This window comes from Massilia sp. NP310 (assembly GCF_019443485.1).
GTDB classification, from domain to species: Bacteria; Pseudomonadota; Gammaproteobacteria; order Burkholderiales; family Burkholderiaceae_D; genus Telluria; species Telluria timonae.
The window spans coordinates 2,774,142-2,788,925 of record NZ_CP080379.1 but is presented as its reverse complement, the minus strand read 5'-3'; the positions used below and the strand labels follow the sequence as shown (position 1 = coordinate 2,788,925).

11 protein-coding genes are annotated in these 14,784 nt (G+C 63.2%); 5 read left to right on the top strand and 6 right to left on the bottom strand.

What is annotated here, in order from left to right; all coding sequences use genetic code 11:
- Positions 1-40: 40 nt before the first annotated feature.
- From KY496_RS12330 to KY496_RS12320, 3 genes are read left to right on the top strand one after another with little or no spacing between them, the layout of a single operon-like run.
- Positions 41-703, top strand: a complete 663-nt coding sequence (locus tag KY496_RS12330; RefSeq protein ID WP_005662855.1) for a response regulator transcription factor — start codon at positions 41-43, stop codon at positions 701-703.
- Positions 700-2,040, top strand: coding sequence for an ATP-binding protein (locus KY496_RS12325; protein ID WP_184239206.1), 1,341 nt, complete (start codon positions 700-702; stop codon positions 2,038-2,040). Before KY496_RS12330 ends, KY496_RS12325 begins: the two co-directional genes overlap by 4 nt.
- A 60-nt stretch (positions 2,041-2,100) precedes the next feature.
- Positions 2,101-3,231, top strand: coding sequence for a branched-chain amino acid ABC transporter substrate-binding protein (locus KY496_RS12320; RefSeq protein ID WP_229520504.1), 1,131 nt, complete (start codon positions 2,101-2,103; stop codon positions 3,229-3,231).
- A 52-nt stretch (positions 3,232-3,283) separates the two neighbouring features.
- Here the strand turns inward: KY496_RS12320 and KY496_RS12315 are convergent, their stop codons facing one another.
- The 4 genes from KY496_RS12315 to KY496_RS12300 all read right to left on the bottom strand — a co-directional run bounded on the left by KY496_RS12315 (position 3,284) and on the right by KY496_RS12300 (position 7,741).
- Positions 3,284-3,433, bottom strand: coding sequence for a hypothetical protein (locus tag KY496_RS12315; RefSeq protein ID WP_005662852.1), 150 nt, complete (start codon positions 3,431-3,433; stop codon positions 3,284-3,286).
- Positions 3,434-3,517: 84 nt separating this feature from the next.
- Positions 3,518-4,294 carry a hypothetical protein gene (locus tag KY496_RS12310; RefSeq protein WP_219864926.1) on the bottom strand — a complete coding sequence of 259 codons (777 nt, stop codon included), beginning with the start codon at positions 4,292-4,294 and terminating at the stop codon, positions 3,518-3,520.
- 120 nt (positions 4,295-4,414) lie between these two features.
- Complete coding sequence (locus KY496_RS12305) at positions 4,415-6,793, bottom strand: TonB-dependent siderophore receptor (RefSeq protein ID WP_229520537.1); 2,379 nt, start codon at positions 6,791-6,793, stop codon at positions 4,415-4,417.
- A gap of 156 nt (positions 6,794-6,949) precedes the next feature.
- Entirely contained in the window at positions 6,950-7,741 is a 792-nt protein-coding gene (locus tag KY496_RS12300; RefSeq protein ID WP_219864924.1) for a PhzF family phenazine biosynthesis protein, read from the bottom strand.
- Positions 7,742-7,968: 227 nt separating this feature from the next.
- Here KY496_RS12300 and KY496_RS12295 point away from each other — a divergent pair, with 227 nt between their 5' ends.
- Positions 7,969-9,507, top strand: coding sequence for a sigma-54 dependent transcriptional regulator (locus KY496_RS12295; protein ID WP_219864923.1), 1,539 nt, complete (start codon positions 7,969-7,971; stop codon positions 9,505-9,507).
- Between the two features lie 11 nt (positions 9,508-9,518).
- Here KY496_RS12295 and KY496_RS12290 read toward each other — a convergent pair whose 3' ends face one another.
- Both KY496_RS12290 and KY496_RS12285 read right to left on the bottom strand, forming a co-directional pair.
- Positions 9,519-10,097, bottom strand: a complete 579-nt coding sequence (locus tag KY496_RS12290; protein WP_219864922.1) for a hypothetical protein — start codon at positions 10,095-10,097, stop codon at positions 9,519-9,521.
- Positions 10,097-12,265 (bottom strand): serine/threonine-protein kinase, encoded by a 2,169-nt coding sequence (locus KY496_RS12285; RefSeq protein WP_219864921.1) that lies wholly within the window; start codon positions 12,263-12,265, stop codon positions 10,097-10,099. Before KY496_RS12285 ends, KY496_RS12290 begins: the two co-directional genes overlap by 1 nt.
- 321 nt (positions 12,266-12,586) lie before the next feature.
- On the opposite strand from KY496_RS12285, the gene KY496_RS12280 reads away from it, so the two are divergent.
- The gene (locus tag KY496_RS12280) at positions 12,587-14,728 is read left to right on the top strand and encodes a hypothetical protein (protein ID WP_219864920.1); all 2,142 of its coding nucleotides are present in this window, start codon (positions 12,587-12,589) and stop codon (positions 14,726-14,728) included.
- Positions 14,729-14,784: the final 56 nt, after the last annotated feature.

The following is a 14,784-nucleotide window of genomic DNA, read 5'->3' as shown; positions in this document are numbered from 1 at the left end:
AGCGTCCTCGACCCGCACGGGCTTCATATTAGGGAAACACATGCGGCTACTGCTGGTGGAAGACGATACGATGATCGGCGAAGTGGTGCTCGACCTGCTCAGGGCCGAGCACTACGCCGTCGACTGGGTCAAGGACGGCGAAATGGCCGACACGGCCCTGCTGCAGAACCAGAACTACGACCTGGTGCTGCTCGACCTGGGGCTGCCGCGCAAGGACGGCCTCGAAGTGCTGCGCTCGATGCGCACGCGCAAGGACCGCACCCCGGTGCTGGTCGCCACCGCGCGCGACTCGGTCCAGCAGCGCATCGCCGGCCTCGACGCCGGCGCCGACGACTACGTCCTCAAGCCCTACGACCTCGACGAGCTGCTGGCGCGCATCCGCGCGCTGCTGCGCCGCGCCGCCGGCCGCGCCGAGCCGATCTTCGAATACCGCAACATCAGCATCAACCCGGCCACCCGTGAAGTGCTGGTCGATGGCACGCAGGTGTCGCTGTCGGCGCGCGAATGGGCGGTGCTCGAGGCGCTGGTGGCCCGGCCCGGCGCGGTGCTGTCGCGCGCGCAGCTGGAAGAGAAGCTGTACAGCTGGCGCGACGAAGTCTCCAGCAACGCGGTCGAAGTGTATATCCACGGCCTGCGCAAGAAACTGGGCAGTGACCTGATCCAGAACGTGCGCGGCGTCGGCTATATGGTGCCCAAGGCATGAAAATGACGCACTCGCTGCGCGGGCGCCTGCTCTGGTTCCTGCTCGCGGCGATCACCCTGGCGGCGGTGGCGCAGGCGACGATCGCCTACCGCACCGCGCTGCACGACGCCGACCAGATCTTCGACTACCACATGCAGCAGATGGCGTTGTCGCTGCGCTCCGGCACGCCGCTGTCGAACGACGAGGCGCGCGCGCGCATGGAAGCCGAGAGCAGCGCCAGCGGCAACGACGACATGGTGGTGCAGATGTGGTCTCCCGACGGCGTGCAGATGTTCCACAGCGTCTCGCGCGCGCGCCTGCCGCAGCGCGCGGTGCTGGGCTTTTCGAATGTGCGCGCCAACGGCACCACCTACCGCGTGTTCTCGATCCAGACCTCGAACCAGACCGTGCAGGTCGCGCAAGACCTGGCCGTGCGCCGCAACATGGCCGGCAATCTGGCCCTGCGCACCCTGGGCCCGATCGCGGTGATGATGCCGATCCTGATGCTGGTGGTGTGGTGGGTCGTGAGCGGCTCGCTGCAGCCGGTGGCGCGGGTGCGCTCGCAGGTGGCCGCGCGCCAGGCCGACGACCTGTCTCCGGTGTCCGACAACGGCTTGCCCGACGAGGTGCGCCCGCTGGTGCAAGAGCTGAACCTGCTGTTCGGCCGCGTAAAAACCGCCTTCGAGGCCCAGCAGCATTTCGTGGCCGACGCCGCGCACGAGCTGCGCACGCCGCTGGCCGCCCTGCGCCTGCAGGCGCAGAGCCTGGACCGCGCCGACAACCCGGAAGCGCGCCGCGTCGCGGTGGCGCGCCTGACCGCCGGCATCGACCGCGCCACGCGCCTGGTCGAGCAGCTGCTGGTGCTGGCGCGGCAAGAGGCGACGGCGGCCGAGGGCGCGGTCGCGCGCCCGGTCGACCTGGCCGACCTGGCGCGCCGCACCGTGGCCGACCTGGCCGGCGTGGCCGCCGCCAAGGGCGTCGACCTGGGCGTGCAGCAGGCCGATCCGGCCACCGTCCTTGGCCAGCCCGACGCGCTGCAGATCCTGCTGCGCAACCTGGTGGACAATGCGGTCAAGTACACGCCGGGCGACGGCACGGTCGACATCTCGGTCCAGCACGATGGGCAAAAGATCGTGGTGCAGGTCGAGGACAGCGGGCCGGGCATTCCGCCGGATGAGCGCGAGCGCGTGTTCGACCGCTTCTACCGCGTGGCCGGCAGCGATGCCGCCGGCAGCGGCCTGGGCCTGGCCATCATCAAGGCGATCGCCGAGCGCCACGGGGCGACGCTGATGCTGGACGCATCGACGCGTCTGGGTGGATTGAAGGCGGTCGTCACGTTCAGTTCGTCCTCGCGGTAGAATGATCGGTTCCGCGGGCCAACCATGGTCCTGGCCCGCATCGCAATGGATGAGGAATCGATGAACAAGAAGATAATCATGGCAGCCGTGCTGTCGACCCTGGCCGGCGTGGCCTCGAGCCAGGAAGTGGTGCGGATCGCCCACGTGGCGGGATTGACCGGCCCGGTCGCCTATTTTGGCAAGGACACCGAGAACGGCGCGCGCATGGCGATCGAGGCGCTCAACGCGCGCGGCGTGACCATCGGCGGCAAGAAGGTCACCTTCCAGCTGGTGGCCGAGGACGACGCGGCCGATCCGAAGCAAGCCACCAGCGTGGCCCAGAAGCTGGTCGACGCCAAGGTGAACGGCGTGATCGGTCACCAGACCTCGGGCACCACGATCCCGGCCTCCAAGATCTACAACACTGCGGGCATCCCGCAGATCTCGCACTCGAGCACCAGCCCGAAATACACCCAGCAGGGTTTCAACACGGCCTTCCGCGTGATCGCCAACGACGTGCAGCTGGGACAGGCCCTGGGCCGCTACGCCACCGGCACCATGAAGGCGAAGCGGGTGGCGGTGGTGGACGACCGCACCGCCTACGGCCAGGGCCTGGCGACCGAGTTCTCGCGCAGCCTGCAAAAAGCCGGCGGCAGCGTCGTCGCGCGCGAATTCACCAACGACAAGGCGACCGACTTCAGCGCCATCGTCACCCGCATCCGCGCCACCAAGCCGGACCTGGTGTTCTTCGGCGGCATGAACGCGACCGCCGGCCCGATGCTGCGCCAGATGAAACAGCTGGGCATGAACGTGCGCATGATGGGCGGCGACGGCATCTGCTCGGACGAGATCTACAAGCTGTCGGGCGGCACCATGGCGGATGGCCAGGTAGTGTGCGCGGAAGCGGGTGGCGTGCAGGGCGACGCCAAGGCCGGCATGGACAAGTTCCGCGCCGACTACAAGAAGCGCTTCGGCATCGACGTGCAGATCAATGCGCCGTATGCCTACGACGCGACGATGGCCATGGCCGAGGCGATGGTGAAGGCCGGCTCGGCGGCGCCGGCCAGGTATCTGCCGGTGCTGGCGAAGATCCAGTACAAGGGCGTGACCGGCCCGATCGCCTTCGACCAGCGCGGCGATATCCGCGACGGCACGATCACGCTGTACACCTTCAAGGGCGGCAAGCGTTCGCTGCTGACCGTCACGAAGTAAACGCTACAAGAAGCAAACAGGCCCGCAGCTTGGCGCTGCGGGCCTGTTTGCTTCAGTCTCCCGGTCCCTCGCCGGGCATCGTATCCGCCATCAGGCGCAGTTCTTCCGGCGTCAACTCTTCGGGTTTCTTGTTCTTCAGTCCATCGGTATCGGCCGGCTGGACGGTCGGCGGCTGTTCCGGTTTTTGCTGGTCTGTCGTCATGAGGCTCTCCTTCACATGCAGGATTCAAGGATGGCCAGTGTCGCATGACGGCCGATCGGGCGGCGTCCCGCTTGGGACGCGCCGTCAGTCGCGGCGTGGCGGTGGAATCAGGTGGCGGAACGTCGGTTCGATATGCAGCGCATGCAGGTGACGGACGATGTCTTCCAGCGTCGCATCCTTGAGCAGCAGGCCTGGAACTGGCGCGTGCGGCGCGACCGCAGGCGCCGGCGCGGCAACCAGCGGCACGTTCGCGGGCGCGGGTTGCGGCGCCGGTTCGAGCGCCTGGAAGACCTGCTCGAACTGTTCCTTGCCGATGCTTTCCAGCCCTTCGAGGAAGGCGGCCTGGCCCAGCGGCGGCGGCGCCAGGTCCAGCCCCGGCTCGTCGGCGAACGAGGCGCCCATGCCCGGATGGATGAACGCCGCCCACTTGCCGGTGCGCGGATGCAGGCAGGGCGGCAGCGCGATCGGTGCGCGCACGGCGTCCGTGTCCAGTTCGATTTCGGGGAAGTACGCGTCGCGCAGGCGTTCGAGGAAGGTCTGGGCCTGGTCGGCCGGCACCGGCTCGGCCAGCGACAGCCACAGGTAATAAGCGTCGCCGCCCGAGATGCTCACCGCCGGCGCGGGCAGGCCGAGCGTGTCCTGCAGCGTGTTGGCGACCTCGCACAGCCGCAGCCAGTGGGCGTCGCCCTCGAGGCCCTTGGTCTTGCGAAAAGGGATCATCATGGCGCGCGTCAGGCCGTCGCCGCTCGTCAGGCTGATCGGCACGTTCTGCTGGCCGAGCACGTGCAGGGTCAGCACGTCGGCCGGCGGCGCGTCGGCGGGAAGGTAAAGCCGCATCAGTTCGGCGATCAGTTTTTGCATGTCATTCTTGGAGCATCAAAAGAAAAGCATGATATCTCGCCCGCCGGCCGAGCGGTGGACCGTTCCAAATGAAAACGGCCCGCGATGATCGCGGGCCGTTGCTGTCCGATCAGGGGGCGATCAGAACTTGTGCGCCAGGCGCGCGAACATCGATGCGCCGTTCAGGCCGAACTGCACGCTCTCGTACTTGAAGCCGTTGTCGGTCTCGTTCGGATCCTGGCGGGTCGGCTTGACGTCGAAGATATTGGTGCCGCCCACGGTCAGGCGGGTCTTCTCGGTGAAGGCCCAGGTGAACGACAGGTCGGCCGAGGTCTTCGCCTCATAGTGCTGGTTCGGCACCGGCGGACCCGAGAAGGTGCCCAGGGTCTGCGGACCGAAGTGGATCACGCGCAGCGAGGTTTCGAGCTGGCCTTGGGTCCAGTCGAGGCCCAGCGTGGCCTTGCGGCGCGGCGCGCCTTCCTCGATGAACAGGCGCTCGCGTTCCGACAGCAGCACGTCTTCGAAGCCTGCCAGCGCCGCCGGCGCCTTCACGCGCTGCACTTCGGTCTTGCTGAAGTTCACGGCCAGGAAGGTGGTCAGGTTGCCGATGCCCACCTTGCGGCGGTTGGACACGGTCAGGTCCAGGCCTTGCGTCTTGGTGTCGACCGAGTTGACGAAGAACTGCGCCTGGCCCACGCCGAGCTGCTGCAGGGTGGCGCCCAGCGCCGGGTAGTTGTCGGCGTCGAAGCGGCCCGACAGCACGATGCGGTCGTCGATGTCGATGCGGTACAGGTCGGCCGTCACCGAGGTGGCGCCGGTCGGCGACCAGGTCAGGCCCAGCGTGTAGCTCTTCGATTCCTCGTCCTTGAGCTGCGGGATGCCGGCGGCATTGGCGACCGGGCCGCCGTTCGGCGCCAGCACCACGTCCAGCGGCTGGCCGCCGACGAAGTCGGTGAAGGTCGACGAGAAGTACATCTGCTGCAGCGACGGCGCACGGAAGCCCGTGCTGGCCGAGCCGCGCAGCAGCACGTTCGGCGCCACGCGGTAGGCGCCGGCCAGCTTGCCGGTGGTGGTCGAGCCGAAGTCCGAATAGCGTTCGTGGCGCAGCGCGGTCTGCACCTTGAAGCGGTCCGTCACGTCGGTTTCGATGTCGAGGTAGGCGGCGTTGCTATGGCGGTCGGCGTCGGTCTCGTCGCCCGGCTGGAAGCCCGGGAAGCCCTGGCTGCCGGCGTTGCCCCCTATGCCCACGCCGTCGGCGTCGATCCACGAGCCGGCCTCGCCGGCGAAGATCTTGTAGTTCTCGCGGCGGTGCTCGAGGCCGAAGGCCACGTTCATGCCCTTCAATACGTCGCCGTAGAAGCGGCTGATGTCGAGGTTGGTGGTCGACTGCTGGAACGAGAAGCCGCCGGCGTAGAAGCGGCTGGCGCTGACGCCCGGGCCGCCGTTGATCAGGTCCAGGTTGGCGATCGAGGCGTTGAGGGTATTGTTGATGTCGTACTTCAGGCGGTTGTAGCCATAGGTCTGCGAGACGTCGGCATTCCATTCGCCGACCGCCCAGCGGTAGCCGACGGTGCCCCAGCGGTCGTCGACGTCGCCGTCGATGAAGGGGACGAAGCCGTCCGGGTACATCGCCGCCGAGTTACGCGACGGGATGTCTTCGGAACCGATGCCTTCGCGCGCCCAGGCGGCCGAGGAGGCGTCGCGCTTTTGCGCGCCGGCCGTGAAATACAGCTTGCCGGGGCCAGTGGGGAATTCGCCGTTCAGGTAGACGGTCTGGTTCTCGGACTTGGTGTCGCCGATGATGCGCGGATTGCCCGCTTCGGAGCGGTTGGAGCGGCCGCGATCGTAGTATTCGCCGGTGATGCCCAGCACGCCGCCGGCCACCGCCACGCCGCAATAGGCCGACGCCAGCCAGTTCTCGCCGTCGCCGGCGGTGTACTGGCCGTAGCCGAGCACCGATTCGCAGCCCAGGCTGCGTTTGAGGTCGATGTTGATCACGCCGGCGATCGCGTCCGAGCCGTATTGGGCGGCGGCGCCGTCGCGCAGCACCTGCACTTCGCGGATCGCCATCACGGGGATCGCGTTCATGTCGGTGCCGGTATTGCCGCGGTTGCGCGCGCCGAACAGGTTCACAAGCGCCACCGTGTGGCGGCGCTTGCCGTTGACCAGCACCAGGGTCTGGTCCGAACCCAGCCCACGCAGGGCGGCCGAGTCGATCAGGTCGGCGCCGTCGGCGCCCGTTTGACGGGTCGAGTTGAACGAGGGCGACAGATTGGTCAGCACCTGGGCCAGGTCGAACTGGCCGCTTTGCTCGGCGGCCTTGGTCATCGGAATGAAGTCGATCGCCACCGGGGTATCGGTGCTCGATGCGGCGCCGACGCGGCGCGAGCCGACCACGCTGACGCTGGGGATCACATCGCCGCTGGCGACGCCTGGCGCGGTCTGCGCGTGGGCGGTAGCGGGGACGAGGGAAAGCAGGGCGGCGCTACCATATAAGGCCAACAGCACCGAACCAGACATTATTTTGAGTTTAATCACAATTTTCTCCGAAGGAAATTCGGATATTACTCAATTGTTTCTTCGGTAACCATCGTAATGTAGCAATAACACAACGGTGTGCTGCTATAGCTAAAACTTATTCGACCAAGTGATGACAAAGCATGACAATTCTGCTTGTCAAATCATCTCGACACGGCCGCCGACCAGTATCGCGCCATCTTCGATCCGCGTGCGGATCAGGCAATCGTGGCCGGTGGCGTGGCCCTGGCGCACGGTCAATGCGTGGCCGAGCAGGACGGTGAGGGCGCCGGCCGCGACGCCGGTGGCGCTGTCTTCGAGCCGTGGGTCGAGGTGGTTGAAGTTGCGGCCTTCAAAGGCCTGCGCATCGGCGTCGCCTGCGTAGGCGTACAGGCCGTTGACGCCGTGTTCCTTGCCCCACTGCGCGATCGCTTCCAGGTCGGGCGCCAGCGCGTGCAGGGTGGCCGGGTCGCGCACCCGCACCAGCAGTTTCGGGCTGCCGACCGAGGCGACTTGCGGCGCTGCGACGATGGCTGACGTAGGGATGCCGAGCAGGCGTGCCGGTAGCTCCGGCGAAAGTGCCGGTTGCGGGGCGGGCTGCGGCGCCAGGCGCACGAACAGGTGTTCTGCTTCGCGGGTCAGTGCGAGCGGCAGGCCGTGCATGGCGGTCTTCACCGTTAATGGTGGATTGGCGCCTGGGCGGGCGAACAGCCGCGCAGCGGCGGCCAGCGTGGCGTGCAGGCACAGGGGACTGCGCATGTGCGGATAGTAGAAGTCGACGATGGCCGCCATGCCCTTGTCCTGCGGCGGATCGATCCAGACGCAGGTGGTGTTGCGCTCGCGCGCGAAGGCCTGGCGTGCATCTAGGCGTGACGGATCGCCTTCGATGACGATGGCGGGGTTGCCCGTGTTGGCGGTGGCGCCGAAGCAGCGCAGGGTGTGGATGTGCATGGGTTTCCTTCTGTCGGGCATGGCGCTCGAAGCTGGATGGATCATAGCTGGATTGGCCTGTCAGGGGCTGGTCAAATCACGACAATTTGCTGGGTTTCCAGAGGCCGCCGAGGCGTTCCGATCGGTTAGAATTTGTGTATATCTTTCATCAGGCGGATTGTGCCCATTTAGCCCATGTTTCAGGAATATCTCGATGCCCTCGGCGCCTACTTCGTGAGTGGACAAGCGTGAGCGATCCCGACGCGACACTGACCAGCTATGGGATGGCCGAGGACTTCGCATCGGCGCCGGTGCTCGGCATCACGATCCTGTGGCACCCGCAGCGTGAGCGCATCGGCGAACAGATGCTGGGGCCAGCCGCGGGCGGCGCGATCGCGCTGAACCGGTTTGCGCCGCTGTTCGCGCCGCTTTCCGTACGCCCTTGCGCGGGGCATGAAGGAACGCCGCTGGGCGAGCGCTCGATCACGCGCGAGCCGGTGCATATCCGCTTCGTCGCCGAGAGCGGGATCCAGATCGATCATGTGCGCGGCAAGATGGGGCTGGAACTCAATGGGCGGCCATCGAACGGGACCGACCGCTTCACGGCGGATGAACTCGAGCGCGGCATCGTGATCGGGCTGGGGAGCCAGATCTTCGTGTGCCTGCATCTGATGCGCAGCCTGCCGCGCGCGGCGAACGTGCCGGGACTGATCGGCGTTGGCGACGGGGCGATCAAGATGCGCGAAGCGATTGCGCAGGTGGCCGGGACCAGCATGCCGGTGCTGTTGCTGGGCGAGACCGGCAGCGGCAAGGAGGTGGCGGCGCAGGCGATTCATGCCCTCAGTGGGCGCCGGAGCGGGCGGTTTGTTGCAATCAATATGGCGACCTTGAATGAGTCGCTGGCGGCGGCCGAATTGTTTGGCGCGGTCAAAGGGGCGTACACCGGGGCGACCAGTGCTCGGCGCGGGTGGTTTGCCGAGGCCGAGGATGGCACGTTGTTCCTGGACGAGGTCGGGGATACGCCGGCGTCGGTGCAGGCCATGCTGCTCCGCGTGCTGGAGAGCGGCGAGTATCGGCCGCTTGGGGCGGGCGCGGATGCGAGGTCGAATGCGCGGATCGTTGCGGCGACCGACCAGGATCTGGGAGAGGGTGGGTTCAATCAGGCCTTGCGGCGGCGTCTCGAGGCGTTCGTGATTCGGGTGCCGGCGTTACGTGAGCGGCGTGAGGATCTTGGTGTGTTGGTGCGGCATTTTCTGGAGGCCGAGGCGCCGGGGGATGGGTGGAATCTGCCGTTCGAGTTGCTGAGCCAGGTGTTCAATGGGGACTGGCCGGGGAATGTGCGGCAGCTGGGGCATGCAATGCGGCGGGTGACGCTGGATTTGCAAGCGGGGAATGTGCCGGTGTTGGAACAGGCGGTGGGGCTGCCTGTGGTGGCGGAGGTAGTTGCTCCTCCCGATGCTGCCGTGGCTTCTTCGTCTGCTGTTTCGAGGCCGGTGCGGCGCAAGATGTCGGAGTTGAGCGACGACGATCTTGTGGAGGCGATGGAAAAGAGTCAGTGGCAAATTCTGGCTGCTTCCAGGATGCTGGGGATTTCGCGGCCGACGGTTTACAAATTGCTGGAGGCTCACCCTCGGATTCGTTTTCCTGCCAATATTTCGGAGGAAGAGATTCGTGCGGCCTGGGAGGCTTGTGAGGGGGATCTCCAGCGGTGTGCTTCGCGGCTTATGACGCCGGCGGAAGCATTAAGGCGGCATGTTGGCCTGTTAGGTCTGAGCGAAAGAGTTTAAATCTTTCGATACTAGTTTGGAGGGAATGTACCGTTACCAATCTCGGTTTCAGGATCGAAGTAAAATACCCGCAGCTGTTCAGTCTCATCACCACTTCGCTTGATGCGAACTGTCAAATAAAAAGACAATTCCCACAGGCCGTTATAAGGCCCTACAGTCAAGTTCCCGTCCCATAGTAGAGTAATCCGTTTTCCTTTCGCTGGATCGATCCCCGAACTGTGTACGGTGAATGCCGAAGGTTCAATTCTATAGAGGGCGCCGAGCTGCTGACTGCTGCTGGATGCAAAGAGGGAAGGAGGAGCGTAGCGGGTGCGCTGATTCGGTCCGCAGGACAGGATATGGGGGCGGGTAATCAGGCAGCAATCCACGACCTCTAACGACTCAAATCCAGTTTTGTCCTTATCGCTTGCTGTAATGGCGATCTTGAATTCTTGGCCAGCTGAGAACTGGATGTCGCGATTCCATTGTGCCTCAATTGGGGAGTGAAGGGCTTCAATGGCCGAGTCAAGATCAGCAAAAACCCAATCGACCCCGTCGTCTATTTGGTTGACATCGAAGCGTGCGGTCAACGTCATTAATGGTTGTGTCATTATTTCCTTTCCATTCGAAGTAAATCAAACCGCGGATCACTCCGCAGCGCCAACAAATCAGGTTCGGTACTGATCAGTGTTGTCGGATAGCCAAGTTGCTGCGCGTTGGCTAGTTCAGCCAATGCGGCCTCACGCTTGCCTGTTACTTCGTATGCGACAGCCGCTCGGAAACGGATATCTGGATTGTCAGGTTTGGCAAGTACTGCTTGTTTACTCAAAGTTAATGCAGCGGCCTTGTCACCTAGCTTGGCGGAATACAACCCCATACGCGAGGTTAGTGTGGCGTTGTCTGGAGCGTGTTCGAGTAGGGGTTTCATTAGAATTGCTGCATTGCGATAGGCCTGTTGAGAGTCGCGCTCGCGTCCTGGAATCCAGCGTAAAGTGTCAGCAAGATTAGCCCATCGTAAATATGCGATGTTGTTGCCTTTCGAGGCGGAGACAGCATGTTCAAATGCTTTTGCTGCGCCGACGTAATCGCCTCGATTGAACAGTGCATTTCCAAGATTGTTATAAAGAACTCCGCTCGGCCGAACTTGTAATCCTTCTTGTAGCACTTGTAATGCTTCCTTCTCGCGTCCTTGTCGCTGCAGCACTGCGCTCAAATTTGCATAAGCATAAACTGCGTCCGGTTCCAATCGAATGCTATCCCGGAAGGCCTGCTCTGCCTTAATGTAATCCCCTTTACGCGCATGCAACTCCCCTAACTGATCGACAAACAAGCGTTCCGTTGGATATGCATTATGTGCAATTTCAATGTTGCGCTCAGCCTCTGTGTAGCGCTGCATTCGCATCAACACCTCACCTCTGGAGTTAAGGGCAAATAAATTGGATGGATCAAGCTGCAGTGCTTGCTGAGTAAGTTGCAGGCTTTCTTCGTAACGACCTTGCTGTCCGCGTACGTGAGACATAGCGGCATAGCCAAGTGCCAACTGATCGTCGAGTGAGAGAGCTACTTGTGAACTGGCGTCTGCTCGTTTTAGCCAAGTTGCATCCCCACGATCACCCGAATAGCGTAAAGCATATGCGAGCGCTATACCTGCAGCTGCAGCGGCATGATTGGGTTGCTTCTCCAAGATACCACTAAAATTTGCAATTGCGATATCTAAGCTGCCGTCACGGTCGAAGTGACGTAATGCTGTCATGCCATTCGACATTTTTGCAGCGTTAGATGCTGGAGGTAACCACTGGGGCCTCGAGTTATCCACGCGTGCAAAATATGTCCCTCCCAGTACGAGCATAAATGCTACCAAGCCAAATCCGACTCTCCGCCAAATACCATGTGGCGACACGGGTGTATTAGTCGTCGTAGGTGATGAAGATAATTTTGACGTTTTAGCACCCGGTTGGCGCAATGTTTGTGCAGCCTGCTTGACTGCTTCCATTGTTGGGATGCGCATAGCTGGGTCTGGCGCGCACATCGCACGCACTAAAGCGACCATACCTTGATCGGCGTCTGCCGCAAAATTCCATTGTGAACAGGATGACTGTACCTGAGCTGCGGCCAGGGCCAGTCCATGCAGATGCGCAAACGGCCTCTCCCCATGCATCATCTCGTACATCAGCACACCGACAGCATAAATATCGCTGAGCGTATTTGGATGCTTGCCATTCAAGATTTCAGGCGCTAGATAAGCAATCGTCCCTTGCGTCTGCAGCACATCCCCCGACTCGGTCGCCAGCGGATCGATCTTGCGCGCCAGCCCAAAATCCATGATGCGGACCTGCCCCGACGGCTCGATCATCAGATTAGCCGGCTTCAAATCACCATGAATCAACCCAGCCGCATGCGCCTGCGCCATCGCATCCGCCAACTGGCAAACGATATCGAGTATCTGATCCCGCGCCAGCTTGGTCGTGGCCAGCAGCTGATGCAGCGTCTTCCCCCCAACCAGCTCCATCACGATCGACTTGCTATGGCCGTCGTCTTCGAGCGAATAGATCTGGATGAAAGCAGGATGCCGCAGCGAGGCCGCCAGGCGCGCCTCCTGAAGCAGGTTATCCGGCTGGTCGCGCACCAGGTCAGGCTTCAGGCGCTTGATGGCAACGCTGCGCTGCAGCGCCGGGTCCCACGCCTCATGCACGTCACCGAAGCCGCCATTGCCAAGCAACCTACCGAGGCGATATCGCTCGGTGCTGGGGTTGGCAAGCAGGTCAGGCGATGAAGTCATTTGGCGGCTCGTTTGGTCGGCGCAGGCGCCGTAAGTACTACAGGGAAAGAAACTTGCCGAATACACATTCCTAATTTCGCGATTCAGGCAACCGGCGTGTCAACTTCTTCGTTGACATGTAAAAACACCCGCTGTTTTACACCCAACAGGCATAGCTAGTCGACTAAATCCTCGATTCTGTTGCTTCCACACCATGTTTCAACGTGGCACGGAGTTTGCAAACTATTGCGTATCAACAAGGGGGGACGCAACGAAGATCGTCGCGCCTGCCATCGCAATTGTCGCAAAGCATGTTATTCATTCCGGAAAGAAGATTCAAGTATGGCTATCCAAAGCACAGGCGTTCTGCAGATCGTTGGCGCGGCTTACGGACTCAAGCAGGTCACCGCTCAGGTCATCAAGCAAGTCAACCGTCAGTCTTTTCCAGAAACCCTGTGTGTTTTGGCGAGCAATCGGGCGTTCGGCGACACCTGGATTGGCCACGAAAAGACGCTGACGGTCGTTTATCGTTATGACGGCGGCCCGACGTTCGTGGCAACGGCTTCGGAAGGCCAGACGCTGAACATCGGCGCACAGCAGTTCGAGCAAGCCATCCGAACCCCTGCCTCAACCTCGGAAGACAGCACCGCCCAGCCGGCGCTGACCGTGTGGGGCGCCAGCTTCGGCTCCGCCGACGTAAGCGCGACAGTGCGCAACCTGGCCGACCATTCGACCGGAAGCTTGTCCCTGGTCGCCGACAGCACCACCCTCGGCGAAACCAGCAAGGAGAAGCGCAACACCTTCGTCATCGTGGCCAGCTACAGCGGCCAGGTGCCGTTCGTCGACATCGTCGTCGAGGGCAATCCCTATGCGCTCAGCTACCGTCCCCCGCTGCACATCCTGAGCGCCTTCTACGGCCTGAAGGACGTCACCGACATCGTCCGCGCCAGCGTGAGCCGGCGCAGGCTGTCGGTCGCCGCATCCAGCAGCGTATTCGGCGATGGCTGGCCGGCCATGCGCAAGACCCTGCACGTGGTCTACCAGTACGCCGACCGCAAGCCGCAAATGGCCGCGACCACCGAGAACCAGATTCTCCACATCGACTACGACCCGGCCGCTCCCGCCGGGCAGGCGTCGCTCGACCCCCGCGCCCTGAACATCATCGCCGCCGCCTACGGACCGGTCGACGTCACGGAGAAGGTCGCCGCGCTGGTGGAAAACGCAAGCCTGTCGTTCACGGCCGACAGCCTGACCTTCGGCGACACCTGGCCGGCCGCCGTCAAGTCGTTCTCGATGGTCTATAGCTGGGGCGTGGCGGCCGTTTCGAGCGTTAACGTGCCCGAAGATACGCCGGTCTCGATCACGCAGCCCGAGCCCGCGTTCACCACTGACAGAAACTACGTCTCGCTGGCCGGGCTGCTCGCCGCCGGCGACGAGATCAAGCTCCAGACCGCGGCAGGCGGTTACTGGTCGATCGCCGCCGACGGCCAGATCACGGCGCTCGAGACCTCGAGCGATGCGGCCGAGGTGTTTACCATCGGCATGCCCGAGGCCCAGGATGCCGCCGCCATCACCCTGCAATGCCGTGACGGCAGCTACGTGATCGCGAATAGCGACGGCCTCCTGCGTGCAGGCGGCAGCGCGCAGGAGGCACTCCAGTTGATGGCATCGCTCCAGGCCAATGGCGCCATCAATATCGGCGTCGTCGGTGGAGCGGTAGCGCCGTTCATCGCGGTGACCGCGAGCGGCGCCATCGCGGTGGACGGCAGCTACGACCCCAATTTTTCCACCTGCTTCAATCTGCTGCTGAGCCCTACGCATGCCGGCAATGGCAGCCATCTGCAAACCTTCGCCAGCGCGACGATGATGGATGGTCCGGTCGACATGAAGCTGGTGAAAGTGGTGTGGAAGCTCACTGGCGGCTGCTTTCTAGCGGCCGGTCTTGGTCGGCTGCTTGGCGACCAGCAGCAGATCGGTCCTGCCTTGTACCGCTTTCTGCGGCGCTATCCTGGCGTGATGAACAAGATCGCGATCCTGATCGCAACCATCGACTGCAACCGCGCAATGCCGGCCGGCGCCTTGCTCGGCGTGCTCAAGGCGATCCACGAAGCGGGCATTCTCATGCCGGTGCTGCGCATGACGCTTGCGACGACTGGATGGATGGCGATTTCGTGGGCCATCGTCACGATCCTGACGAAAGTGCAGGGCGGCGTCACGAGTGCCGGTGCGGCGGCGGGGGGCGAACTGGGCGAGAGCTTTTCTGGCTGGGCTTACGAGACCACGATGGATATGCTCGATTACATCAATTCAATGGGCGGTACGGCATTGATGCTGGCGTATGAGCGCATGATTGGCGCCGACCAGCAGGTCATGCGCCGTGCGCACGGTGGTGGCGTGTCCAGTCTGCGTGCGCGGATGGGAGTGCAAGATCCTTCAGGGGCGTCCCTCGGACCCATGCCGCGCCCCTTTCCCACACACGCCTGAGTAGCCTGAGTCGTAGGTTTTTTCGCCGACGTGGTCGGCTCGGTTATACTGTGTTT

Bases quoted from the DNA above. Each gene is read 5' to 3' on its own strand.
- KY496_RS12330 (WP_005662855.1), top strand. From the start codon at position 41: ATGCGGCTACTGCTGGTGGAAGACGATACGATGATCGGCGAAGTGGTG.
- KY496_RS12325 (WP_184239206.1), top strand. From the start codon at position 700: ATGAAAATGACGCACTCGCTGCGCGGGCGCCTGCTCTGGTTCCTGCTC.
- KY496_RS12320 (WP_229520504.1), top strand. From the start codon at position 2,101: ATGAACAAGAAGATAATCATGGCAGCCGTGCTGTCGACCCTGGCCGGC.
- KY496_RS12315 (WP_005662852.1), bottom strand. From the start codon at position 3,433: ATGACGACAGACCAGCAAAAACCGGAACAGCCGCCGACCGTCCAGCCG.
- KY496_RS12310 (WP_219864926.1), bottom strand. From the start codon at position 4,294: ATGCAAAAACTGATCGCCGAACTGATGCGGCTTTACCTTCCCGCCGAC.
- KY496_RS12305 (WP_229520537.1), bottom strand. From the start codon at position 6,793: ATGTCTGGTTCGGTGCTGTTGGCCTTATATGGTAGCGCCGCCCTGCTT.
- KY496_RS12300 (WP_219864924.1), bottom strand. From the start codon at position 7,741: ATGCACATCCACACCCTGCGCTGCTTCGGCGCCACCGCCAACACGGGC.
- KY496_RS12290 (WP_219864922.1), bottom strand. From the start codon at position 10,097: ATGACACAACCATTAATGACGTTGACCGCACGCTTCGATGTCAACCAA.
- KY496_RS12285 (WP_219864921.1), bottom strand. From the start codon at position 12,265: ATGACTTCATCGCCTGACCTGCTTGCCAACCCCAGCACCGAGCGATAT.
- KY496_RS12280 (WP_219864920.1), top strand. From the start codon at position 12,587: ATGGCTATCCAAAGCACAGGCGTTCTGCAGATCGTTGGCGCGGCTTAC.